Origin of the sequence: Bradyrhizobium sp. Mp27 (genome assembly GCF_029953005.1) — a bacterium.
Taxonomy (GTDB): Bacteria; Pseudomonadota; Alphaproteobacteria; order Rhizobiales; family Xanthobacteraceae; genus Bradyrhizobium; species Bradyrhizobium barranii.
Genome location: NZ_JASAUS010000036.1, coordinates 39,015 through 60,154 on the forward strand (window position 1 = coordinate 39,015; position 21,140 = coordinate 60,154).

A 21,140-nucleotide genomic window follows, 5' to 3' on the forward strand; every position below is an offset into this window, starting at 1 on the left:
CGGTCAAGCCGAGGCACGACACCGTTTGCTTGGTGCCACTCTACCCCACCGCCTCCTTCCGCCCCGGCCCCGCATGCACATGCACCTGTTTCGCATGCAGCGGCTCACCGCATTCCGAACAGACCATCACGGGGTCGAACTCCTTGCCGCAAGTCTTGTGCTGGTGCAGCAGCGGGCGGCCGCGCTCGTCGCCCATGTGGGTATCGCCCCAATGCACCATCGCCATGATGATCGGGTAGAGATCGAGGCCCTTCTGCGTCAGGATGTATTCGTAGCGCTTGGGTGCCTCGGAATAGGGGACGCGGCGCAAGATGCCGAACCGCACCAGCTTCTTCAGACGCTCCGAGAGCAGGTGCCGCGTGATCTGGAGCGAGGACTGAAACGCCTCGAACCGGCGCACGCGTAAGAAACATTCGCGCAGGATCAGCAGCGTCCAGCGGTCGCCGACCACGGCGACGGTGCGGGAGAGCGAGCAGGGCTCTTCATCCAGCGTGTCCCACTTCATGTCGCGATCTCCGGCAAAGGGTAGTAAGTCAGAAAAAGGAACTGACTTGAATGATCAGCGCTATTTCTACTGAAGGATATCATTCACCCCTGTAGTTTGACAGTTCTATTTTAGAACTATAGCCTCTGGCCCAATCACATGCCGTTCTCATCGGAGGAGGTGACCTTGTCCAAGCGAAACGCGACAGCCGCCGTGATCGGGGCCGGCGATTTCATCGGCTCCGAGATCGCCAAGAAATTTTCCGCGGAAGGTTTCACGGTCTTCGCCGGCCGCCGCAATGGCGACAAGCTGGCGCCGCTGGTGAAGGACATCGAGGCCGCCGGCGGCGAGATTCACGCGCGCTCGCTCGATGCACGCAAGGAGGAGGAGGTCATCTCCTTCCTCAATGACGCCGACCAGCACGCGCCGCTCGAAGTCTGCATCTTCAATGTCGGCGCCAACGTCAACTTCCCGATCCTCGACACCACCGAGCGCGTGTTCCGGAAGGTGTGGGAGATGGCCTGCTATTCCGGCTTCCTCGCCGGCCGGGAAGCGGCACGGCTGATGCTGCCACGTGGTGGCGGCAACATCTTCTTCACCGGCGCGACAGCGAGCTTGCGCGGCGGCAGCGGCTTTGCCGCCTTTGCCAGCGCAAAATTCGGACTGCGCGCGGTGGCGCAGGCGATGGCGCGCGAACTCGGGCCGAAGAACATCCACGTCGCCCATCTCATCATCGATTCCGGCGTCGACACCGAGTGGGTGCGGCAGCGCCGGCTCGAAGCGCTCGGGGCGAACGCGCTCGACAATCCCGATCTTCTGATGCCGCCGTCATCCGTCGCGGATGCCTATTGGCAGCTCTATCAGCAGCCGAAGAGCGCCTGGACCTTCGAGATGGAGATCCGTCCCTTCGGAGAGAAATGGTGACCGTGGAGCAAGACTGCGGCTAGACTGATCCCAATACAAACTGAAATCCGGGAGGCCCCTACGTGAAGACTGCGATCACCGAACTGTTCGGCATCGAGCACCCGATCATCCAGGGCGGCATGCATTTCGTCGGCTTTGCCGAACTCGCCGCTGCCGTCTCCAATGCCGGCGGGCTCGGCATCATCACGGGCCTCACGCAGAAGACGCCGGAATTGCTCGCGAAGGAAATCGCGCGCTGCCGCGACATGACGGACAAGCCGTTCGGCGTGAATCTCACCTTCCTGCCGACCTTCTCGGCGCCGCCTTATCCGGAGTACATCGCGGCCATCGTCGAAGGCGGCATCAAGGTGGTGGAGACGGCGGGACGCAGCCCGGAGCAATACATGCCTGCGCTGAAGGCCGCCGGCATAAAGGTGATCCACAAATGCACGTCCGTGCGCCATTCCCTGAAGGCCGAGCGCATCGGCTGCGACGCCGTCAGCGTCGACGGCTTTGAGTGCGGTGGCCATCCCGGCGAGGACGACATTCCCAACATGATCCTGCTGCCGCGTGCGGCGGAGGAATTGAAGATCCCGTTCGTGGCCTCCGGCGGCATGGCCGACGGGCGCAGCCTCGTCGCGGCGCTGTCGCTGGGTGCGGCGGGCATGAACATGGGCACGCGCTTCATCGCCACCAGGGAAGCACCGGTGCATCAGAACGTGAAGAACGCGCTTGTTGCGGCCACCGAGCTCGACACCCGCCTGATCATGCGCGCTCTGCGCAACACCGAGCGCGTGCTGAAGAACGCCAACGTCGATCGTCTGCTCGAGATCGAGCGCGAGAAGGGCGCCAAGCTGAGCATCGACGATATCCACGACCAGGTCGCGGGCGTCTATCCGAAGATCATGCTGGACGGCCAAATGGACGCGGGCGCCTGGAGCTGCGGCATGGTCGCAGGGCTGATCCATGATATCCCCACCTGCAAGGAACTCGTGGATCGGATCATGGATGAGGCGGAACAGATCATCCGCAGCCGCCTGATGGGGTTCCTGGACGGGACGGGTGCAGCACGAAAGGTCGCCTGACACCTCCAAACTTCTTAACCACGGCGGCACTTGGCCGCTGGAATTGCGCGTGACGCCTCCTAAATAGGGGTAAATTACCCTTGAAATAAGCAATTTCAGGAGGCGTCCGTGGTCCTGAGGAGCGTTCCTTTTGCAGTTGCCGTTGCCCTCGTGCTCGCGTGGGGCGGCATTGCGCGCGCTGACGACTACAAGCCTGACGAATATCTCGGTCTCGATCTCTCCAAGGCGGTGCTGTCGCCGAAGCGGCTCGGGCCCGAGACGCAGTTCGCCCCGGTCGCGTTGGAGGCGAAGGGTGGCAACGAGGCGCAGGCGCGCGCCGAGCCGATGGACGTGCCGAAGAAAGTTGCCGCCGAGCGCGTGCACGTGGCCGAGCCGAAGGCTGTTCATGCCAGGAGCGCCCAGCCACGCGGCGCAGCGCGCACCAAGCTTGCACATCGTCGCGGCAATCCGCTGGACGCGCAGGCGATGGACACCCGCATCCAGACCTGGCCGTGCCGCACTGGCGGCATTTGCAGCTGGAAGCGCTAGCCGGGTCTGTCGCGTCATCCGGGCGTCGCAAAACCGTAGGCCCGGAGTCAAGAAACCGTCAGGATAGGAGTCAAACGGCGCAGGCACCTTCCGTCGCGATTCGACGAAGGTTTCCTGAATGGCAACGCTCCGCGCCTCGCGCGCATGGACCCGGCGGCAGTTCCTGGTCCGCTCGACTTCAAGCCTCGCCGTTGCCGCGCTCGGCACACTCGCAAAGCCATCCATCAGCCGCGCCGCCGATCGTCCGCAAATCGCGGGTGGCATTCAGTCCGGCGATGTCTCGGATGGCTCCGCCGTGATCTGGGCGCGCGCCGACCGGCCCGCGCGGATGCAGGTGGAATGCGCGACCGTCGAGGGTTTCAAGACGATCATGGCGTCAGCCTCACGCGACGCGCTGCCCGATGCCGACTTCACCGCAAAACTGCTGCTGAACGATCTGCCGTCCGGGCAGGACATCTTCTATCGCGTGCGTTTCGACGACATTGCCACCGGCATTGCCGGCGAAAGCCGCGTCGGCCATTTCCGTACAGCGCCGGCCGCAGGGCAATCGATCTCGTTCGTGTGGTCAGGCGACGTCGCGGGGCAGGGCTGGGGCATCGACATCTCGCGCGGTGGCTATCGCAGCTATCGCACCATGCTCGAGAATCGCCCGGACTTCTTCATCCACTCCGGCGATCACATCTACGCCGACTGCACGATTCCCTCCGAGCAGAAGCTGCCGAACGGCGAGACCTGGCGCAACCTGGTGACCGAGGAGAAAGCCGAGGCCGCGCACACGCTGGCGCAATTCCGCGGCAACTACAAATACAACCATCTCGACGAGCATTTTCGCGCCTTCCATGCGGAGGTGCCGATGTTCGCACAGTGGGACGACCACGAGGTCACCAACGACTGGTCGCCGACCGGCAGCTACGACGACGCCGGCTATGAAGACGACGGCACCCCGCGCCTGGTCGCGCGCGCCCGCCGTGCCTTCTTCGATTTCATGCCGATCCGCGACGTCGGCACGCGACAGGGCCGGGTCTATCGCAAGATCGCTTACGGTCCGCTGCTCGACGTCCTCATGATCGATATGCGCAGCTACCGTGACGACAGCTGGAATAAGGGCGAGGACCATCGCGGCTGGATTCTCGGTGCCGCGCAGCTCGCCTGGCTGAAGCGCGAGCTCGCCGCGTCGCGTGCGACCTGGAAGGTGATCGCGGCTGACCTGCCGATCGGCCTCGTCAGTCTCGATGCCGTCGCGCTCGGCAATGGAGCGCCCGATCGGCGTGAGCACGAAATCGCCGATCTCCTCAGCTCCATCAAGCGCGCGGGCGTGCGCAACATCGTCTGGCTCACCGCCGACATGCACTACACCGCCGCGCATTATTACGATCCGAACAAGGCGCAATTCCAGGATTTCGAGCCGTTCTGGGAGTTCGTCTCCGGCCCGCTGCATGCCGGCACCTGGGGTCCGGGCGAGCTCGACAATACGTTTGGGCCCGTCGCGATGTATCAGAACGGCTGCAGTGAGGCGCAGGGGGAGAACCTCGCGCCGTGCTTCGGCCTGCAGTTCTTCGGCAGGGTCGATATCGACGGTGCGAGCGGCGTGATGACCGTGACCTTGAAAGACGTCGACAATCGCGATCTCTGGTCGGTCGACATCGTGCCGCAGCCGCAGGCGCGCCCGGCCGTGGTCGCGCAGCATTCGTGAGTGGGCAACTCTCTCCGTCGTCATGGCCGGGCTTGACCCGGCCATCCACGCCTTGCTGCTCGGCCCTGAGAACGTGGATGCCCGGGCATAGGCGAGCGGAAGCGACGCCGTCCTTCGGACGGCTATGCCCGGGCATGACGGTGGGGCGATCGCGCATCCCAGCACTAACCCGATCTTGATTGGCCGCCTCGCGTCTCCTGCGCTATAGTCTCCATTCCCGCCACCTCTTTTTCCATCACCGAAGAGTCTGCCCTTGCGGCCCCACCGCGTGTTCGGCGGCTGAAATACGTCAGGAGTTAGCTCATGGATAATCTGAAGACACAGGGCATCAGCATGCCCAAGCTCGGCCTCGGTACCTTCCGCATGCAGGGCGATGCTTGCCGCGCGGCGGTCGAGAGCGCGCTGTCGATCGGCTATCGCCACATCGACACTGCCGAGATGTACGCCAATGAAGAACCGATCGGTGCGGCGCTCGCTGCGGCCCGGCTGCCGCGCGGCGAGCTTCATGTCACGACCAAGGTCTGGCACGAGAATCTCACCCCCGATGCGATCCGCCGCGCCTTCGACGCCAGCCTGACCAAGCTCCGGCTCGACCATGTCGATCTCTACCTCGTGCACTGGCCGTCGAAATCCGCGAACTGGGGCGCGGTGTTCGAGACCCTGATGAAGCTGAAGGAGGAGGGACGTACGCGGGCGATCGGCGTTGCTAATTTCACCACGGCGCTGCTCAAGATCGCGGTCGAGGACATCAAGGCGCCGATCGCCTGCAACCAGATCGAATGTCACGCCATGCTCGATCAATCGAAGGTGCTGGCCTATCTCAACGCCAGGTCGATCCCGCTGGTCGCCTATTGCCCGCTCGCGCAAGGACGCATCGCGTCAGATCCGGCGCTGGCCGAGATCGGCGCCAAGCACAATGCGACCGCCGCGCAGGTCGCGCTGAAATGGCTGCTCGACCAGAACGGTGTCGCTGCGATCCCGAAGGCCTCGCGCCGCGAAAGCCAGCAGGCCAATCTCGATGCGCTGAAGATCACGCTCGACGATGCCGACCGCAAGAAGATCGCGGCGTTGCCCAAGGACAGGCGTTGCGTCAATCCAGGCTTTGCGCCGGTGTGGGATTAGTTAGCTCTTCACCCTCTCCCCTTGTGGGAGAGGGTGGCTCGCCGCGATAGCGGCGAGACGGGTGAGGGGTATCTCTCCGCGCATGACTCTTGTGATTTTGTGGAGAGATACCCCTCATCCGGCGCTTCGCGCCACCTTCTCCCACAAGGGGAGAAGGAAGAAAGAACGCAAAGAAATGGCCCCGCGAGGGGCCATCTCCATGATGTGTTACGCATCAATCCCAATGGTGATGGTGACCGCGCTTGACGACGACGACCCGGTCGCGATGGTGCCAGCCGCGATGCCAGCCAAGGTCGCGATGCTCGCGCATTTCGGCGCGGGCGCCGTAGCCATGGTGGTAGCCGTTCTTGATCACCACCGTTTCGGCATTCGCCATCGTCGGTGCAACGATCGCGAGCGCGCCGAGAGCCGCAACCACATAACCAAGCTTCTTCATGATGTCCTCCTCCAATTCAATGCACATGAGAACGGCGCATGTGTGCGAACGTTCCGGAGAAACTGGAAGAGAATTCTGAATGGATGTTCAGACAGAGCATGATCCGGAAAAAAGCGTGAAGCAGTGTTCCGAACGATCATGCTCAAACGTGATGGTCAATCGCAGCGTTGCTGCGCTGGTGTCGGCGCGCCTGTCGCGACGTATTTGCCGTCCCTGATCGTGTATACCCCGCGCTCGCTGCGATTGTAGATCGCGCGCAGGCTGCCATCCTTCGCCAGCAGCAGCCCGAATTCACGCGCCTGGTGCAGCGAGGGGAAGTAAACCATCACATTGAGCAGGCCCTCGGCTTCGACCGTGGCGGACACCACTTCGTTCTCGTCCCTGGCCCCGCCGAAATCGCGCCGGTACATCACACGGCCGTCCTTCCTGATCTCGTAAGTCAACAGCGAGCCCTTGTCGCGGTCCGGCCGCGCCGCGCAATCGACCGCCCATGAGCCGAGCAGGCCCCATTGCTCGACCGTCGCCGCAAGCGTCTCGGCGCCGGCCGCTGGCGCGAACGCAATCCACAGCATCGCCGCCGCGATCCAGCGGCCTAGACAACGCGTCATGTCCTGAAAAACCCCGCCTCGAACAAGTCCAAGTGTAGCATCCCGCGCGCGATCGTCCACGCGAGCCGGCAATCACTCACGAATTTGATCCGCGTCAATGAGGCCGGTCGTATCAAGGGTAGGATGGCGCTCCCGAAGGCGAAGTTGGTGAGAGCGATGCTGAATCAAGTCGTGGATTTCGCGGGCGAGGTACTGCCGGGGAGCTGTGCCGTGCCGCCTTATTCCGAGACCGCGTTCCTGGCCGAGCTGGGCGAGCGCTTGAGGTCCTCGCGCGCGCGGTGCGAGCTGTCGCGCCGGGAGCTGGCCCGCCGCTCCGGGATTTCCGAGCGCTACATCGCCCAGATCGAGGCCGGCAAGGGCAACGTCTCGATCGTCCTGCTGCTGCGGCTGGCCTCCGCGATCCACGGCAGCCAGCCTCAGGTGGCCTAGAGCGAGCCTTAGGCCCGCTTCTCCACGTTTGCGCTGCGGGCCGGCACGCCGAACTCCTTGCGGCAGACCTCGGCCAGCACGGCGACGCCCTCGCGGATCTGCTGATGCGAGGGGCTCGCAAAGCACAGCCTGAGCCGCGAGCTGGAATGGGGCTTGTTGGTCGACCATTCGGGCCCCGGATTGATCGACACGCCGGCGGCGAGCGCGGCCTGATAGAGTTTTAGCGTATCGACCTGGCCGGGCAGCTTCACCCACAGGAAGATGCCGCCCTTGGGCTCCTCGAACTCGGCCGCCGTCCCGAACTGCTCGTTCAGCGCCTCCATTAGCGTATCGAGCTTGGTGCGCAGCGCCTTCGTCAGCGCCGGCACGTGGGTCGAGAAATGCGGCTTGCAATAGGCGGCCAGCACCATCTGCTCCAGCGCGCCGGAGCCTGCATCCGTCTTCAGCGCAAGCATCCGCGACATCACATCCCAGGGCGCGACGATGAAGCCGACGCGCAGCGCCGGTGCGATCGATTTCGAGAACGAGCCGATATGGATCACGCCGCCATTCGGGCTCATCGCGTGGATCGCCGGTGGCCGCTGCCCCGACCAGACGAGATCGGCGTAGCAGTCGTCCTCGAAGATGGGCACGCCATATTCGGCCGCGAGCCGCACCAGTTCAGCGCGGCGGCTCTCCGGCATGATGCTGCCGGTCGGGTTCTGCACGGTCGGGATGGTGTAGATGTATTTCGGCCGGATGCCGCGGCTCTTCAAATCGGCCAGCGTCGAGGCCAGCACGTCCATGCGCATGCCGTCCTTGTCGAGGGGGATGCCGACGACGTTGACCCCGAGCCGCGCCAGGCGGGTCAACGAGCCCTGATAGCTGTCCTGCTCGAAGATCACGGTATCGCCGCGCGTCAGCAGCGTCGCGTTGACGAGGTCGAGCGCCTGGAGCGAGCCGGAGACGATCAGGAGATCGTCGACCGTGCAGTTGATGCCGGCGTCGCGCTTCAGTTTTGTCACCAGGAATTCGCGCAAGGGCAGGTAGCCCTGCGGTCCGTGCGCCAGCCCGTAAGTGGCAAGCGAGCGGCCTTCCTTTTGCAAGGCGGAATTGGTCGCCTCGATCAGGCCGTCGAGCGGCAACTGCTCGGAGTCGTTGTTGCCGCCGACGAAACTGTACTTGGCGAGGCCCGTCCAGCGCGCGGAAGGGGCCGGCAGCCCTGCGGGAAACAGGGGCGCGAAATCGAAGCTGGACGTCATGGGAGCGTTCCTCGTTTTGTTCTTGTTGAGCGGCCGGCCTTGCGCCGGCCTGCCTTACTTCTTGCCGGCCGTCCTCGTCGGACGGCCCTGGCTGATGAAAGCGTAATGCGCATTGGCGACGCCGCCAACCATCAAGGCCTCGACCACGGGCTCGGCGATCTCGCCTGTTGCGGCCCAGTCCACAAGGAAGTTGGCCCCGGTCCCCCCGCGCACGTCGTCGGTTGGAATGAAGATCGAGACGGTGGCCAGAGGCTTCAGCGCCACCTGACCCTTCAGGTAGGTCTCGACCTGCTTGCCTGCGGTGTCGAAATAGGCGATGCGTTTGACCACCAGCGGCTGGGTCTCGGAGGCGTTGTGAACGCTCAGCGTCACCGAGAAGTCGACACGTAGTTTGCCCTGGCTCATCGCGACGCTGGAATAGGCGGGCACATAGAACCCGCCGGAGACGGCGAGTTCCTCCTTCGGCAGTGTGGTGAGCGAATCGGCAAAGTTTTGTTCGATATTGACCTTGGATTGCGCGGCTGCGGGCGCGGCACAGGCGAGGGGACATAGCAGCATTGCTGCGAAAAGCCCTTCTCGCATGTGACGAATTGCTCGCTTGCCGCGCCGCAACCTGGCCCTAGGGTGCGGCAAAACGGACCAATTTGGTATGCACGAACTCATTCGCGACATCACTCTCTGTATTCTGTTTGCCTGGATGCTGGGCCTGCTCGCCCATTTCTCCCGGCAGCCGCTGATCCTGGCCTACCTTATCGCCGGCTTCTGCATAGGTCCATTCGGTGCCGGCTGGGTCAAATCGCAGGAATCGATCAGCGTCATCTCCGAGCTCGGCCTGATCTTCATGCTGTTCATGATCGGGCTCGAGATCGACCTGAAGAAGATCGTGCGGGCGGGAAAGGTGATCCTGTTCGCGGCGGGCGGCCAGCTCATCGGCGGCTGCGTGCTCGGGGTGCTGTTCTTCGTCGGCATCGGCCTGTCGCTCGGCGGTGGGCATTTCGATGCGATCTATCTCTGCGTCGCCTGCGCGCTATCGAGCACCGTGATCATCGTCAAGGTGCTCTACGAGAAGCGCGAGCTCGACACGCTGCCCGGTCGCATCACGCTCGGCGTCCTGGTGCTCCAGGACATCTTCGCCATCCTGTTCCTGGCAGTGCAGCCGAGTCTCGCCAATCTCGAGGTCAGCGTCATCCTGCTGTCGATCGGCCGCGTCGCGGTGCTGGTCGCCGCCGCGCTGCTGGTCAGCCGCTACGTGCTGCCGCGCCTATTCCATCAGATTGCCCGCCGCCCCGAGCTGATCCTCCTTGGCGCGCTTGCCTGGTGCTTCCTCGTCGCCGAGACCGCGGAGCGGCTCTCACTCTCGCGCGAGATGGGTGCGTTGATCGCCGGCGTTTCGCTGTCGACCTTCCCTTACGCCCTCGACGTCACCGCCAAGGTCACCACGCTCCGCGACTTCTTCATCACGCTGTTCTTTGTCGCGCTCGGCATGACCATTCCCGTACCGGGCCTCTCCGTGATCGGGCTTGCCTTGATGATCGCGGCGTTCACGGTGGTGAGCCGCCTCGCCACCACCTTCGCCCCGCTCTACCTGATGAAGCAGGGCCTGCGCGCCAGCCTGCTGCCGGCCCTTAATCTCGCGCAAATCTCCGAGTTCTCGCTGGTGGTGATCCAGACCGGCGTCGCCGACCATCACATCGCGGCCGAAACGGCGAACGCAGCCTCCTTTGCCTTCGTGGTGCTGGCGGTGCTCTCGACCTTCGTGATGACCCGCAGCGACGAGATCACCCGCTGGGCGATCGGCCCCCTGAAGCGGATCGGCTTGCGTGACCTCGACCATGGCAACGGACATGCCGAGGAGGGGGACGAGGGCGGCCATGGCGAGGCCCGCCGCATCGTCATCCTCGGCTTTTTCCGTGCGGCGAGCGCGCTGTTGGCCGAGATCGAACGGCAGGCGCCGGTGCTGCTCGAGCAGATTACCGTGATCGACTTCAATCCCAATGTGTACAAGACGTTGCTGTCGCGCGGCCTGCACGTGATCTATGGCGACATCAGCAGCGCCGACACGCTGCTCCATGCCGGCGTCGGCAAGTCCGAGATGATCATTCTCAGCGTGCCGGACGCCCTTCTCAAGGGCGCCAGCAACGAGAAACTGGTCCGCCACGTCCGTACCCTCAACCCGACCGCCATGATCGTCGCCACGGCCGATCTCTTGTCGGATGTGGGCGAGCTCTACGCGGCCGGCGCCAGCTACGTCACGGTGACCCGGCTCAGCGACGCTCATGAGCTGTTTACCGTGATCGAAGCGGCCCAGGCCGGCCTGCTGGCCGACAAGCGGGCCGAGCTCGATGTCCGGCTCGGCGAGCGGCGCGAAGTGCTGCCCTGAAGGCGGCGCGGCCGCTTTCCGTCCGGGCCGTGTGCGCCTATATCCCTGGTATCTTCGGTGCAAGCCTTAGACCCGCGGGCCGGCCCGCCATCAGGCATATGCGGTTGCGTCCAGGACACTAGCGCTTGGGGCCAAGTCCGGCTAAGGCGTCCGGCTAAGCCTCCCGGCCATAACCGATAGAGATTGGGAAATGCCCGATAACGTTCAGGAAGTCTTGCAGGCCTTTGCCCGGGGTGAGCTCGTGGTCGTCACCGACGACGAGGATCGCGAGGGCGAGGGCGATCTGATCGTCGCCGCCTCGCTCTGCACCGCCGAGAAGATGGCGTTCATCATCCGCCATACCTCCGGCATCGTCTGCGCGCCCGTGACCACCGAGGACGCGCGCCGCCTCCGGCTCGATCCGATGGTGGCCCACAACGATTCCGCGCACACCACCGCATTCACGGTCTCGATCGACTACAAGCCCGACGGCGGCACCGGCATCTCGGCCGAAGAGCGCGCCTCGTGCTGCCGCGCGTTGTCCAATCCCAATGTCGGCGCCAACGATTTCGCCCGTCCCGGCCACATCTTCCCGCTGATTGCCAAGGACGGCGGCGTGCTGCTGCGCTCCGGCCATACCGAGGCTGCGGTGGACCTCTGCAAGCTCTCCGGCCTGCCGCCGGTCGGCGTCATCAGCGAACTCATGAACGACGACGGCAGCGTGATGAAGGGCGAGCAGGTCGCCCGCTTCGCGGCCCAGCACAAGCTCAAGCACGTCACCATCGCCGACATGATCGCCTATCGCCAGGTGCGCGAGAAGCTGATCGAGCGGGTCTCGACCTTCGTCACTGACAGCCCGATCGGGCCGCTTCAGGGCTATGCCTACCGCTCGCCGTTCGATTCCATCGCCCACGTCGCGTTCGTCTATAACGGCGTCGGCGACGGCAAGAACGTGCTGACGCGCTTCCACAAGCCCAACATCGTCAAGGACATCTTCACTGGCCACAAGCGCATGGCGGCGGTGCTCGAACACTTCAAGAAGTCCGGCCGTGGCGTCTTGGTTTACCTGCGCGACGGCGCCGCCGGTGTCCCCGTTGCCCCGCTGCCCGATGAGAGCGCGAGCGAGGCGGACCGCAACCGCCAGTGGCGCGAGGTCGGTGTCGGCGCGCAGATCCTGCGCGATCTCGGCGTCACCTCGATCCGCCACCTCACCTCATCGGTGCACGACTACAAGGGCCTGTCAGGCTTCGGCATCGAGATCGTCGCCAACGAGCAGCTTGAAAGCTAGCGCTGTCATCCCGGAGGGGGGCGCTGCGCATCCCCGGGGTTCACGCAGAGCCATCCATCTGTAACGCAATTGCACTTGTTGCCGCGGCGCTTTACTTTGTCGGGCAAATTTTGACGGAACCAGACGAAAGGACGTTTCATGAGCGTGCGCCCTCAGACCAAGGACAAGCCGGCTGCGGCTTCTTTCCAATGGGACGATCCGTTCCTGCTCGACGAGCAGCTCACCGAAGACGAGCGCATGGTGCGCGACACCGCGCGCGCCTATGCTCAGGACAAGCTGCTGCCGCGCGTCACCAAAGCCTATCTCGAGGAGAAGACCGACCGCGAGATCTTCAACGAGATGGGCGAGCTCGGCCTGATCGGCATTACGCTGCCTGAGGAATATGGCTGTGCCAATGCGAGCTACGTCGCCTACGGCCTGGTCGCGCGCGAGATCGAGCGGGTCGATTCCGGCTATCGCTCGATGAACTCGGTGCAGTCCTCGCTGGTGATGTACCCGATCTACGCCTATGGCGACGAGAACCAGCGCAAGAAGTACCTGCCGAAGCTCGCCAGCGGCGAGTGGGTCGGCTGCTTCGGTCTCACCGAGCCCGACGCCGGCTCCGATCCGGCCGGCATGAAGACCCGCGCCGAGAAGGTCTCGGACGGCTATCGCCTGACCGGCAGCAAGATGTGGATCTCGAACGCGCCGATCGCCGACGTGTTCGTGGTCTGGGCCAAGTCGGCCGAGCACGACAACCAGATCCGCGGCTTCGTGCTGGAAAAGGGCATGAAGGGCCTCTCCGCGCCGAAGATCGGCGGCAAGCTGTCCCTGCGCGCCTCGATCACCGGTGAGGTCGTGATGGACGGCGTCGTGGTTCCCGAGGACGCGCTGCTGCCCAACGTCTCCGGCCTCAAGGGCCCGTTCGGATGCCTCAACCGTGCCCGCTACGGCATCTCCTGGGGCGCGCTCGGCGCCGCCGAGGACTGCATGCACCGCGCCCGCCAGTACACGCTCGACCGCAAGCAGTTCGGCAAGCCGCTCGCTGCGACCCAGCTCGTGCAGAAGAAGCTGGCGGACATGGAAACCGAGATCGCACTGGGCCTCCAGGGTTCGCTTCGCGTCGGCCGTCTGATGGACGAGGGCAAGTTTGCCCCCGAGATGATCTCGATCATGAAGCGCAACAATTGCGGCAAGGCCCTCGATATCGCCCGCGTCGCGCGCGACATGCACGGCGGCAACGGCATCTCGGCCGAGTACCACGTGATGCGCCACGTCCATAACCTCGAGACCGTCAACACCTACGAGGGGACTCACGACGTCCACGCCCTGATCCTGGGACGTGCGATCACGGGCATCCAGGCGTTTTTCTAGTCGCAGCGTTCTTCGGCCGCGGCTAGTTTGCTCCGCTGTCATCGCCCGCCCTGTGCGCAATTGCGCACTAGAGCGGGCGATCCAGGTATCCCAGAGACCTCGCCTTCGCCTCAGGCGCCGCGGCGTACTGGATACCCCGCTTTCGCGGGGTATGACGGCGAGGGTTGGGGCTGCAGTGCACAGGAAGTCCCATGTCCGACAACGACGACATCCCGTTCAACCGCAACTTTCCGCTCAAAGCCGGTGTCGTCGAGGAAGTTCGTCCCGGCGTGCGGCGCCTGCTCTGTAACAATCCGAGCCCGTTTACCTTCACCGGCACGGTCAGCTACATCGTAGGCCAAGGCAACGTCGCGATCATCGATCCCGGCCCGAACGACGAGGCGCATGCAGCGGCGCTGCTCGATGCCGTCAGCGGCGAGACAGTGAGCCATATCTTCGTCACCCACACCCATCGCGACCATTCGCCGAACACCGCGCGGATCAAGCAGGCGACCGGCGCGCCTGTCTATGCCGAGGGCCCGCACCGTGCCTCGCGACCGCGCTTCGAGAGCGAGAAACACAATCCGGAGTCCGGCGCGGACCGCGATTTCGCGCCCGATATCAGGATCGCCCATGGCGACGTCGTCGAGGGTGCCGGCTGGCGTCTGGAGGCCGTGGCGACGCCCGGCCACACCGCCAATCATCTCGCCTTCGCCTGGCCCGAACGGAAATTCAACTTCGTCGGCGATCACGTGATGGGCTGGTCGACCTCGATCGTGGCGCCGCCCGACGGCTCGATGATCGACTACATGGAGTCGCTCGACCGCCTCGCCGCGCGCGAGGAGGATCTGTATTTCTCCGGCCACGGCCCGGAGATCCCGGACGGCCAGCGCTTCGTGCGCTTCCTGATCCGCCACCGCAAGGCGCGCGAGGCCTCGATCCTGCATCGCCTGGCCAAGGGCGAGGCCGATATCCCGACCATGGTGCGCGCGATCTATATCGGCATCGATCCCAGGCTGACGACGGCCGCCGGCTATTCCGTCCTGGCGCATCTGGAAGATCTGGTCGCGCGCGGAATGGTGACGACGGACGGCGATCCCGTGATCGGTGGAACGTATCGAATGGCGGGGGCCTAGCTTTTCGTCATTCCGGGCTGGATGCTGCGCATCGTCCTGGAATGACAGCGGGGCTACTTCTTCACCGTCTTCGCCGGTGCCTTCGGCGGCGCGACCGGCGTCTTCTTCACCGGTTTCAGCGCGTCGGCATCGGCGGCGGTGTTGAGATCGTCGATGAATTTTTTGACGCGCGCGGCGTTGCTGCCGAGATCACTGTCGAAATAGCGCGACGCCGAGCGGATATCGACGCGGGAATCGTCACCGTCGGGCACGACCCGGATCGAGATGTCCTCGCGGAACCCCATGATCGGCGTCCGTGCCACCGCCTCGATGCGGCCGATACGCCGCGGCGGCTGCGGCTCGCGCTCGTCGATGACGAGCCATTTGCGCTTGATGACGAGCTGGCGCGCGATCGCATAGGCCCGATCGACTGGGATCTCCAGCTCGATCGGCTCGATGTCCGGGTAGAACTGGCGCTGCTGCTCGGCCGAATAGAGGCCGGCATAGACCGCGGTGTTGGTGCCATCGCCGGTGCGCAGATGCGCGAGCGCGTCGAAGCGCGGCGGGTCGATCGGGTTGGTGGTGATGTCGTAGATCGGCGGCAGCTTGCGGTATTGCAGGGCGAGATAAGCGGGATAAGCGAGGATCGCGCCGTTGATGAGGAAGGCGAGCAGGATGCGCCCCATGCCGCGCGAGCCGTTCTGCCAGATCGCGGCAAAGCCCGCGAGCCCAAACAGGATCGAGAGGCCGGCGATCGCGAGCCCGCCGAAGAACGTCATCAGCGCCGGCTTCATCTCCAGGAAGTCGAAGCGGACGATGATGATCGAGACCACCACCGCCACCACCGCGAACACGGCCAGATTGCGCGCCCAGCTCGCGAGGCTGGACACGGGCTCCGACTGATAGGGAGCGGAAAACCTGCGGGCCATCGGGTGAAGCTCTGCCGGAGTTTGGGCGATGTCGGCCGATTTGGCGCGACGATGGGCCGTTGAGACCACGGCCCGGGGGCAAATTCAAGGGTTCCGCATGCGCCCCGACCGTCATGTCCGGGCATAGCCGTCCGAAGGACGGCGTCGCTTCCGCTCGCCTATGCCTGGGCATCCACGTTCTCCGTGCCGCGGGGCAAGGCGTGGATGACCGGGACAAGCCCGGCCATGACGTGGAGGCTTCAATGCGTCGAGCGCTCACGCCCTCCAGGGGAGGGCGGTACCGAGGGTTACGCCGCCGCGTTCGGGAAGCGGTAATCCTTGAACTGGTCGCGCAGTGCGGTCTTCAGGATCTTGCCGGTCGCGGTGTGCGGAATGCCCTCGACGAAGGCGACGTCGTCAGGCATCCACCATTTGGCGATCTTGCCGTCCATGAACTTCAGGATGTCCTCGCGGCTGGCCTGCTGGCCCTGCTTGAGCTGCACGATCAGCAGCGGCCGCTCGTCCCATTTGGGATGATAGATGCCGATCACGGCGGCCTCTGCCACGGCGGGATGGCCGACCGCGAGGTTTTCGAGGTCGATCGAGGAGATCCACTCGCCGCCGGACTTGATCACGTCCTTGGAGCGGTCGGTGATCCGCATGTAGCCGGCCTCGTCGATGGTCGCGACGTCACCGGTGTCGAAGAAGCCCTCCTCGTCGAGGATGTTGCTGTCGACGCGGTAATAGGCCTTGGCAACGGCGGGGCCGGAGACCTTGAGACGACCGAAGGTCTTGCCGTCCCAGGGCAGCTCCTTGCCGGCGTCGTCGGTGATCTTCATCTCCACCGCAAAGGGCGCATAGCCCTGCATCTGCAGCACGTCGAGCCGCGCCTCACCGGTCGCATTCTGGAACGGCGGCTTCAGCGCCGCGACGCTGCCGATCGGGCTCATCTCGGTCATGCCCCAGGCGTGGCGCACGTTCGAGCCCATGTCGAGGAAGGCCTTGATCATCGAGCGCGGCATCGCCGAGCCGCCGCAGATCACCATCTTCAGGTCGGGCAGCTTCAGATTGTTGGCGGCCATGTGCTGCAGCAGCATCAGCCACACCGTGGGCACGCCGGCCGTGTGCGTCACCTTCTCGGTCGAGAGTAGCTCGTAGACGGAGGCGCCGTCGAGCTTGGCGCCCGGCATGACCAGCTTGGTGCCCTGCGAGGGAGCCGAGAAGGCGATGCCCCAGCTATTGGCATGGAACAGCGGCACCACCGGCAGCATCGTCTCGGACGCGCTGGTGCCGAGCGCATCGACATTGTTTGCCATCAGCGCGTGCAGCACGTTGGAGCGATGCGAATACAGAACACCCTTCGGATCGCCCGTTGTGCCGGATGTGTAGCACATCGCGGCGGCCGTGTTCTCGTCAAAGTCCTTCCATTCGAACTTGCCGTCGGCCTCCGCGATCCAGTCCTCGTAGGCGACCACATTCTTCAGCGTGGTCTCAGGCAAATGCGCCTTGTCGGTGAGCACGACGTAGCGCTCCACGCTTGGCAGCTTGTCGGCGATCTTCTCCAGGACCGGAACGAAGGTGAGGTCGGTCATCACGATGCGGTCCTGCGCATGGTTGATGATCCAGGCGATCTGCTCGGGGAAAAGGCGGGGATTGACGGTATGGCAGATGGCGCCGATCCCCATGATGCCGTACCAGACCTCGAGATGGCGCCAGGTGTTCCAGGCGATCGTTGCGACACGGTCGCCGAGCTTGATGCCGTCTCGCTCCAGCACCTGCGAGACCTTGAGCGCCCGCTTGTGGATTTCGCCGTAGGTGGTGCGATGGATCGGTCCCTCGACCGATCGCGTAACGACCTCCTGCTTGCCATGAATCTTGGCGGCGTGTTCGATGATCCGGTGGCAGAGCAGGGGCCAATCTTGCATCAAACCAAGCATTCAGACATTCCTCCGAGGTGGGCTGGACTTTTTATAGCTCTCAGCGCTGGGCCAAAGAATTGTCATGAGTTTTAGCCTGCCGGACTTTCGCCGCAAATGGTCTTGTCGCGGCTATATGTCCGTGGGCGCGGCAATGGTTACCGCTGCGCTCGGGCTGTCGCTTGTACTGGCGGAGCGGGCAGAAGCGCGAAAATATGCTGCGCCGCTGGATATCTTTGGCCTCGGGACGCCACGGCCACGTGCGAAGGTGCACTCCGCCAGGATACCGCTACCAAAGCCTCGCCCGGAGGAGGCCCCCCAAGCAACGGACGAGGCCGCGCCGGAGGCAGAGGGGAAGCCTTCCGCAGACAAGCCCGGTGCCAACAAGCCCGCCGAGCCCGCGCCGCCGCCCGAGAAGCAGCTCTCGGCCTGCCGGTTGGCGCTGACCGAGGAGATCGCAGTCGCGCCGTCCATTCCCGATATCCGCGGCCCCGGCGCCTGCGGCGGCGAGGATCTGGTGCGGCTGGAGGCGATCGTGCTGCCGGACAAGCGCAAGGTGGCGGTCAAGCCGGCGGCGATCCTCCGCTGCACCATGGCCTCCGCGATCGCCGATTGGGTGCGCAAGGACATGGTGCCGCTGGCGGCGAGCCTCGGCTCGACCATCAGCGACCTCGACAATTTCGACAGCTTCGAATGCCGAGGCCGTAACCGCATCGCCGGCGCGCTGCTGTCCGAGCACGGCAAGGCCAACGCGCTCGACGTCCGCGCCATCAAGCTCGCCAACGGGCGGTCGATCGGCCTGACCGACCGCAGCATGCCGCGCGATGTGCGCGAGCGCGTGCTGCATTCGGTCTGCGCGCGCTTTTCCACCGTGCTCGGTCCGGGCTCGGACTGGTATCACGAGGACCACATCCATCTCGACCTCGCGCAGCGGCGCAATGACTACCGGATTTGTCAGTGGAACGTCTGGGATCCCCTGCCGCAGGTCGCCCCGTTGCTGCCGGCGGAACGGCCCGAGGAGGCGCCGCCGCGCGAGGTCGCGGCCAGGCCTGAGGCCAAGGATGGAGCCAAGGATGGCGCTAAGGATGGAGTTGATGACGAGGCGGCGCAGAAATCCCCTGCGGCTGCGGACAAGTTGGCCGCCGATGGCAGCAAAGCCGGGCCGCACAAGCCGGCAACAAAAAAGCGCCGGTAAAACCGGCGCTTTTGAATGTCCGAGAGCAGGAAGCGATCAGTAGCTGCCCGCCTGGCCCGTCTGGCTGCCGCCGAGCGCGAGGCGCGAATTGTAGGGCGAGTCGCCGTGCTTCGGCTCGAGCACCACGACAATGGTGCCGACCTTGACGCGGTTGTAGAGGTCGATGGCATCCTCGTTGGTCAGGCGGATGCAGCCCGACGAGATCGAGGCGCCGATATATTCCGGCTGGTTGGTGCCGTGAATGCGGAACAGCGTGTCCTTGCCGCCGGAGTAGAGATACATCGCGCGGGAGCCCATCGGATTGTCCGGACCCGGTGCAACGTAGGTCGGCACGCCCAGTCGCGAAATCTCGCCCGGGGTCGGATGCCAGGCCGGCCACTCGGTCATGCTGCCAACCTTGGCAATGCCCGACCAGGCCATGGCTTCTTCGCCGACGGTGATGCCGTAGCGGATCGCCTTGCCGCCATCCAACACCCAGTAGAGGTAGTGGTTGTCGGAATCGACCACGATCGAGCCCGGCGATTCCTTGCGGTGGTAATCGACGATGGCGCGGCGGAACGGCTCGGCGACCGGGGTGTTCTCGTACCGGACCTTGGCGAGGAGTTCCTTGTCCTTCGGCTTGAAGGCCTTGGTGTCGGTCGCTTCAAAATGTGTGGCCTGCATGCAGCCCGACAGCATCAGGCCAGCGGCCAAAATACCCAGCATAACTTTCAGCGACGACATGTTTTGGTTCCAATCGACAACAACAAGCTTTCGCGGGGCTTGAGACGCGCCCAAACCACGACTCCGTTGGGCCCTATTATCGTTGAAATCTGCCACAATTCCAGCGTTACGGACCTTTTCCCGCGCTGCAAGAGCCGAGCTGTGGCTTTTTTGCCGCAAGTTTTGCACTCCTGCGCTGGTTTTTGGGCAAAGGACGCCCGACTGTCGATTCCGTGCCACGGTTGGGCCACGGCGCCGCCACAAATGCAAACGCCCCGTTAATGTGCTTGTCATCTTGAACTTGTCAGAATCGCGCTAAGGGCTGTCAGTCTGTCGCAGGCCCCTGCTGGAGTTGTGCATGTTTTCTGTGTTCGTTCCCTCCGACTCCTCCCTCAAGAAAGCGGTCGTCGAGGACCTCGCGGCGGTTCCCGAGCACGCCGTGTGGATCGACCTGGTCAACCCGACCGCGGCTGAGGACAAGGCGGTGGAGCGGCTCTCGGGCATTGCGATCCCGACCCGGGAGGACATGCAGGAGATCGAGATCTCCAGCCGGCTCTATATCGAGAACAGCGCGCGCTACATGACGGCGACGCTGATGTGCCAGTCCGACACCGATATGCCCAGGACCACGGCTGTGACCTTCATTCTCGGCGACCATCGCCTGGTGACGGTGCGCTACGACCAGCCCAAGCCGTTTGCGCTGGTCGAGGCCAAGCTGGCCCGGTTCTGCGCGCCCGCGATCACCGGCGAAATGGTGCTGATGGAACTGCTGGACGCCGTGATCGACCGCTGCGCCGACATCCTGGAGCGCTGCGGCGCCGAGATCGACCAGGTCTCGCACGACATCTTCGAGCCCGAGAGCGAGCGCCACGGCCACGCCAAGCAATATTCCCAGATCCTGATCTCGATCGGCCGCAAGGGCGATCTGACCTCGAAGGTTCGCGAAAGCCTGGTGTCGATCGGCCGCGTCGTCACCTTCCTCTCCGCGGTGGTGGAGGGCGTGAAATGGTCGAAGGACATGCGCGAGCAGCTCAAGACCATGCAGCGCGACGTCGCCTCGCTGACCGACCACGCCTCTTATCTCTCCAGCAAGATCACCTTCGTGCTCGACGCCATGCTCGGCGTCGTCAATCTCGAGCAGAACAACATCATCAAGCTGTTTTCGGTCATGGCCGTTGTCCTGATGCCGCCGACGCTGATCGCCTCGATCTACGGCATGAATTTCAAGGCGATGCCGGAACTCGAATGGGTCCACGGCTATCCGATGGCGCTGGTGATGATGCTCGCCGCCGCGATCGTCCCGTACTGGCTCTTCAAGTGGAAGAAGTGGCTTTGATACCTACCGAGACCTTACGCCGTTCAACGAGACACGGTGGTTGGTGTCGCAGAATAGAGCGGGATTGAGGCCACGCGGTGATGTGTGCCCGCCGCCCCAATTCCTCCGGTAAAATTTGAGCAGTGGGCTGAACGTTTGCGCGAAACTTGTCTGCGATAAGCAGCATGTTAGCCGCGAGGAACAGCCATGGTTGAAAAACACATAACGTCGCCCCGCAACGTCATCGATCTGGCGAATTATCGTCAGGTCCTGGCGAGCGGCAAGGCGTCGTCGATGTCGGCACGCATGTGCCGGCACTGTGGTGCTCCGCTGCTCGACGGTGAGAACGACGACGACTGCTCGACTGCGTTCAGCACGGCCGCTCCGCGGCTGCGCGATCGGTCGCGTCGGATTCGAGTCGATTGAGGAACGGAAGGGTAAAGGCGATCCAGGTCCTGCGGCGGCGTTGTCTGGATCGCCT

At 64.2% G+C, this 21,140-nt stretch carries 21 protein-coding genes; 13 read left to right on the plus strand and 8 right to left on the minus strand.

Annotated features, from left to right (window positions below):
• Positions 1 to 40: 40 nt before the first annotated feature.
• A complete protein-coding gene (locus QJT78_RS19770) occupies positions 41 to 505 on the minus strand; it encodes a helix-turn-helix domain-containing protein (RefSeq protein ID WP_014497248.1) in 465 nt (154 codons plus the stop codon).
• A gap of 165 nt (positions 506 to 670) precedes the next feature.
• Between QJT78_RS19770 and QJT78_RS19775 the strand changes: the two genes are divergently transcribed.
• The 5 genes from QJT78_RS19775 (at position 671) to QJT78_RS19795 (ending at position 5,815) form a co-directional block, all read left to right on the plus strand.
• Complete coding sequence (locus QJT78_RS19775; protein WP_028148228.1) at positions 671 to 1,408, plus strand: SDR family oxidoreductase; 738 nt, start codon at positions 671 to 673, stop codon at positions 1,406 to 1,408.
• A 62-nt stretch (positions 1,409 to 1,470) separates the two neighbouring features.
• Positions 1,471 to 2,472, plus strand: coding sequence for a nitronate monooxygenase family protein (locus QJT78_RS19780; protein ID WP_028148227.1), 1,002 nt, complete (start codon positions 1,471 to 1,473; stop codon positions 2,470 to 2,472).
• 108 nt (positions 2,473 to 2,580) lie between these two features.
• On the plus strand, positions 2,581 to 3,000 hold the full coding sequence (locus QJT78_RS19785) for a hypothetical protein (protein WP_038944385.1): 420 nt from the start codon (positions 2,581 to 2,583) through the stop codon (positions 2,998 to 3,000).
• Positions 3,001 to 3,118: 118 nt separating this feature from the next.
• The gene (locus tag QJT78_RS19790) at positions 3,119 to 4,693 is read left to right on the plus strand and encodes an alkaline phosphatase D family protein (RefSeq protein WP_038944386.1); all 1,575 of its coding nucleotides are present in this window, start codon (positions 3,119 to 3,121) and stop codon (positions 4,691 to 4,693) included.
• A 303-nt stretch (positions 4,694 to 4,996) separates the two neighbouring features.
• Complete coding sequence (locus QJT78_RS19795; RefSeq protein ID WP_028148225.1) at positions 4,997 to 5,815, plus strand: aldo/keto reductase; 819 nt, start codon at positions 4,997 to 4,999, stop codon at positions 5,813 to 5,815.
• A gap of 214 nt (positions 5,816 to 6,029) precedes the next feature.
• Here the strand turns inward: QJT78_RS19795 and QJT78_RS19800 are convergent, their stop codons facing one another.
• Positions 6,030 to 6,251, minus strand: a complete 222-nt coding sequence (locus QJT78_RS19800; RefSeq protein ID WP_028148224.1) for a hypothetical protein — start codon at positions 6,249 to 6,251, stop codon at positions 6,030 to 6,032.
• 155 nt (positions 6,252 to 6,406) lie between these two features.
• Positions 6,407 to 6,859, minus strand: a complete 453-nt coding sequence (locus QJT78_RS19805; RefSeq protein ID WP_038944387.1) for a hypothetical protein — start codon at positions 6,857 to 6,859, stop codon at positions 6,407 to 6,409.
• Positions 6,860 to 7,015: 156 nt separating this feature from the next.
• On the opposite strand from QJT78_RS19805, the gene QJT78_RS19810 reads away from it, so the two are divergent.
• Positions 7,016 to 7,288 (plus strand): helix-turn-helix domain-containing protein, encoded by a 273-nt coding sequence (locus QJT78_RS19810; protein ID WP_014497240.1) that lies wholly within the window; start codon positions 7,016 to 7,018, stop codon positions 7,286 to 7,288.
• Positions 7,289 to 7,296: 8 nt separating this feature from the next.
• Here the strand turns inward: QJT78_RS19810 and QJT78_RS19815 are convergent, their stop codons facing one another.
• Both QJT78_RS19815 and QJT78_RS19820 read right to left on the minus strand, forming a co-directional pair.
• Positions 7,297 to 8,529: a PLP-dependent aminotransferase family protein gene (locus QJT78_RS19815; protein ID WP_038953368.1), complete on the minus strand. Its 1,233-nt coding sequence runs from the start codon at positions 8,527 to 8,529 to the stop codon at positions 7,297 to 7,299.
• A 54-nt stretch (positions 8,530 to 8,583) separates the two neighbouring features.
• Positions 8,584 to 9,111, minus strand: a complete 528-nt coding sequence (locus QJT78_RS19820; RefSeq protein ID WP_038944389.1) for a DUF3124 domain-containing protein — start codon at positions 9,109 to 9,111, stop codon at positions 8,584 to 8,586.
• Between the two features lie 67 nt (positions 9,112 to 9,178).
• Between QJT78_RS19820 and QJT78_RS19825 the strand changes: the two genes are divergently transcribed.
• The 4 genes from QJT78_RS19825 (at position 9,179) to QJT78_RS19840 (ending at position 14,644) form a co-directional block, all read left to right on the plus strand.
• Entirely contained in the window at positions 9,179 to 10,909 is a 1,731-nt protein-coding gene (locus QJT78_RS19825; RefSeq protein WP_038944390.1) for a cation:proton antiporter, read from the plus strand.
• A 190-nt stretch (positions 10,910 to 11,099) separates the two neighbouring features.
• Positions 11,100 to 12,176, plus strand: coding sequence for a 3,4-dihydroxy-2-butanone-4-phosphate synthase (gene ribB / locus QJT78_RS19830; RefSeq protein ID WP_028148219.1), 1,077 nt, complete (start codon positions 11,100 to 11,102; stop codon positions 12,174 to 12,176).
• A 138-nt stretch (positions 12,177 to 12,314) separates the two neighbouring features.
• Positions 12,315 to 13,529, plus strand: coding sequence for an acyl-CoA dehydrogenase (locus tag QJT78_RS19835; protein WP_028148218.1), 1,215 nt, complete (start codon positions 12,315 to 12,317; stop codon positions 13,527 to 13,529).
• 191 nt (positions 13,530 to 13,720) lie between these two features.
• On the plus strand, positions 13,721 to 14,644 hold the full coding sequence (locus QJT78_RS19840) for an MBL fold metallo-hydrolase (RefSeq protein ID WP_028148217.1): 924 nt from the start codon (positions 13,721 to 13,723) through the stop codon (positions 14,642 to 14,644).
• 53 nt (positions 14,645 to 14,697) lie between these two features.
• On the opposite strand, the gene QJT78_RS19845 is transcribed toward QJT78_RS19840, so the two are convergent.
• Together QJT78_RS19845 and QJT78_RS19850 are read right to left on the minus strand one after the other, a co-directional pair.
• Entirely contained in the window at positions 14,698 to 15,552 is an 855-nt protein-coding gene (locus QJT78_RS19845; protein ID WP_028148216.1) for a DUF1499 domain-containing protein, read from the minus strand.
• Positions 15,553 to 15,839: 287 nt separating this feature from the next.
• Positions 15,840 to 17,468: a fatty-acid--CoA ligase gene (locus QJT78_RS19850; protein ID WP_028148215.1), complete on the minus strand. Its 1,629-nt coding sequence runs from the start codon at positions 17,466 to 17,468 to the stop codon at positions 15,840 to 15,842.
• A gap of 64 nt (positions 17,469 to 17,532) precedes the next feature.
• Here QJT78_RS19850 and QJT78_RS19855 point away from each other — a divergent pair, with 64 nt between their 5' ends.
• Positions 17,533 to 18,642, plus strand: coding sequence for an extensin family protein (locus tag QJT78_RS19855; protein ID WP_028148214.1), 1,110 nt, complete (start codon positions 17,533 to 17,535; stop codon positions 18,640 to 18,642).
• A 36-nt stretch (positions 18,643 to 18,678) separates the two neighbouring features.
• On the opposite strand, the gene QJT78_RS19860 is transcribed toward QJT78_RS19855, so the two are convergent.
• On the minus strand, positions 18,679 to 19,365 hold the full coding sequence (locus tag QJT78_RS19860; RefSeq protein WP_028148213.1) for a L,D-transpeptidase: 687 nt from the start codon (positions 19,363 to 19,365) through the stop codon (positions 18,679 to 18,681).
• Between the two features lie 337 nt (positions 19,366 to 19,702).
• Here QJT78_RS19860 and QJT78_RS19865 point away from each other — a divergent pair, with 337 nt between their 5' ends.
• Positions 19,703 to 20,680, plus strand: coding sequence for a magnesium transporter CorA family protein (locus tag QJT78_RS19865; protein WP_014497229.1), 978 nt, complete (start codon positions 19,703 to 19,705; stop codon positions 20,678 to 20,680).
• A gap of 186 nt (positions 20,681 to 20,866) precedes the next feature.
• The gene (locus QJT78_RS19870) at positions 20,867 to 21,085 is read left to right on the plus strand and encodes a hypothetical protein (protein WP_028148212.1); all 219 of its coding nucleotides are present in this window, start codon (positions 20,867 to 20,869) and stop codon (positions 21,083 to 21,085) included.
• The last annotated feature ends 55 nt before the right edge of the window (positions 21,086 to 21,140 follow it).

What these genes read in the sequence shown, in the direction of transcription:
- QJT78_RS19770 (WP_014497248.1), bottom strand. Translation starts at nt 505, where the DNA reads ATGAAGTGGGACACGCTGGATGAAGAGCCCTGCTCGCTCTCCCGCACC.
- QJT78_RS19790 (WP_038944386.1), top strand. Translation starts at nt 3,119, where the DNA reads ATGGCAACGCTCCGCGCCTCGCGCGCATGGACCCGGCGGCAGTTCCTG.
- QJT78_RS19795 (WP_028148225.1), top strand. Translation starts at nt 4,997, where the DNA reads ATGGATAATCTGAAGACACAGGGCATCAGCATGCCCAAGCTCGGCCTC.
- QJT78_RS19800 (WP_028148224.1), bottom strand. Translation starts at nt 6,251, where the DNA reads ATGAAGAAGCTTGGTTATGTGGTTGCGGCTCTCGGCGCGCTCGCGATC.
- QJT78_RS19805 (WP_038944387.1), bottom strand. Translation starts at nt 6,859, where the DNA reads ATGACGCGTTGTCTAGGCCGCTGGATCGCGGCGGCGATGCTGTGGATT.
- QJT78_RS19810 (WP_014497240.1), top strand. Translation starts at nt 7,016, where the DNA reads ATGCTGAATCAAGTCGTGGATTTCGCGGGCGAGGTACTGCCGGGGAGC.
- QJT78_RS19815 (WP_038953368.1), bottom strand. Translation starts at nt 8,529, where the DNA reads ATGACGTCCAGCTTCGATTTCGCGCCCCTGTTTCCCGCAGGGCTGCCG.
- QJT78_RS19820 (WP_038944389.1), bottom strand. Translation starts at nt 9,111, where the DNA reads ATGCGAGAAGGGCTTTTCGCAGCAATGCTGCTATGTCCCCTCGCCTGT.
- QJT78_RS19825 (WP_038944390.1), top strand. Translation starts at nt 9,179, where the DNA reads ATGCACGAACTCATTCGCGACATCACTCTCTGTATTCTGTTTGCCTGG.
- ribB (WP_028148219.1), top strand. Translation starts at nt 11,100, where the DNA reads ATGCCCGATAACGTTCAGGAAGTCTTGCAGGCCTTTGCCCGGGGTGAG.
- QJT78_RS19835 (WP_028148218.1), top strand. Translation starts at nt 12,315, where the DNA reads ATGAGCGTGCGCCCTCAGACCAAGGACAAGCCGGCTGCGGCTTCTTTC.
- QJT78_RS19840 (WP_028148217.1), top strand. Translation starts at nt 13,721, where the DNA reads ATGTCCGACAACGACGACATCCCGTTCAACCGCAACTTTCCGCTCAAA.
- QJT78_RS19845 (WP_028148216.1), bottom strand. Translation starts at nt 15,552, where the DNA reads ATGGCCCGCAGGTTTTCCGCTCCCTATCAGTCGGAGCCCGTGTCCAGC.
- QJT78_RS19850 (WP_028148215.1), bottom strand. Translation starts at nt 17,468, where the DNA reads ATGCTTGGTTTGATGCAAGATTGGCCCCTGCTCTGCCACCGGATCATC.
- QJT78_RS19855 (WP_028148214.1), top strand. Translation starts at nt 17,533, where the DNA reads ATGAGTTTTAGCCTGCCGGACTTTCGCCGCAAATGGTCTTGTCGCGGC.
- QJT78_RS19860 (WP_028148213.1), bottom strand. Translation starts at nt 19,365, where the DNA reads ATGTCGTCGCTGAAAGTTATGCTGGGTATTTTGGCCGCTGGCCTGATG.
- QJT78_RS19865 (WP_014497229.1), top strand. Translation starts at nt 19,703, where the DNA reads ATGTTTTCTGTGTTCGTTCCCTCCGACTCCTCCCTCAAGAAAGCGGTC.
- QJT78_RS19870 (WP_028148212.1), top strand. Translation starts at nt 20,867, where the DNA reads ATGGTTGAAAAACACATAACGTCGCCCCGCAACGTCATCGATCTGGCG.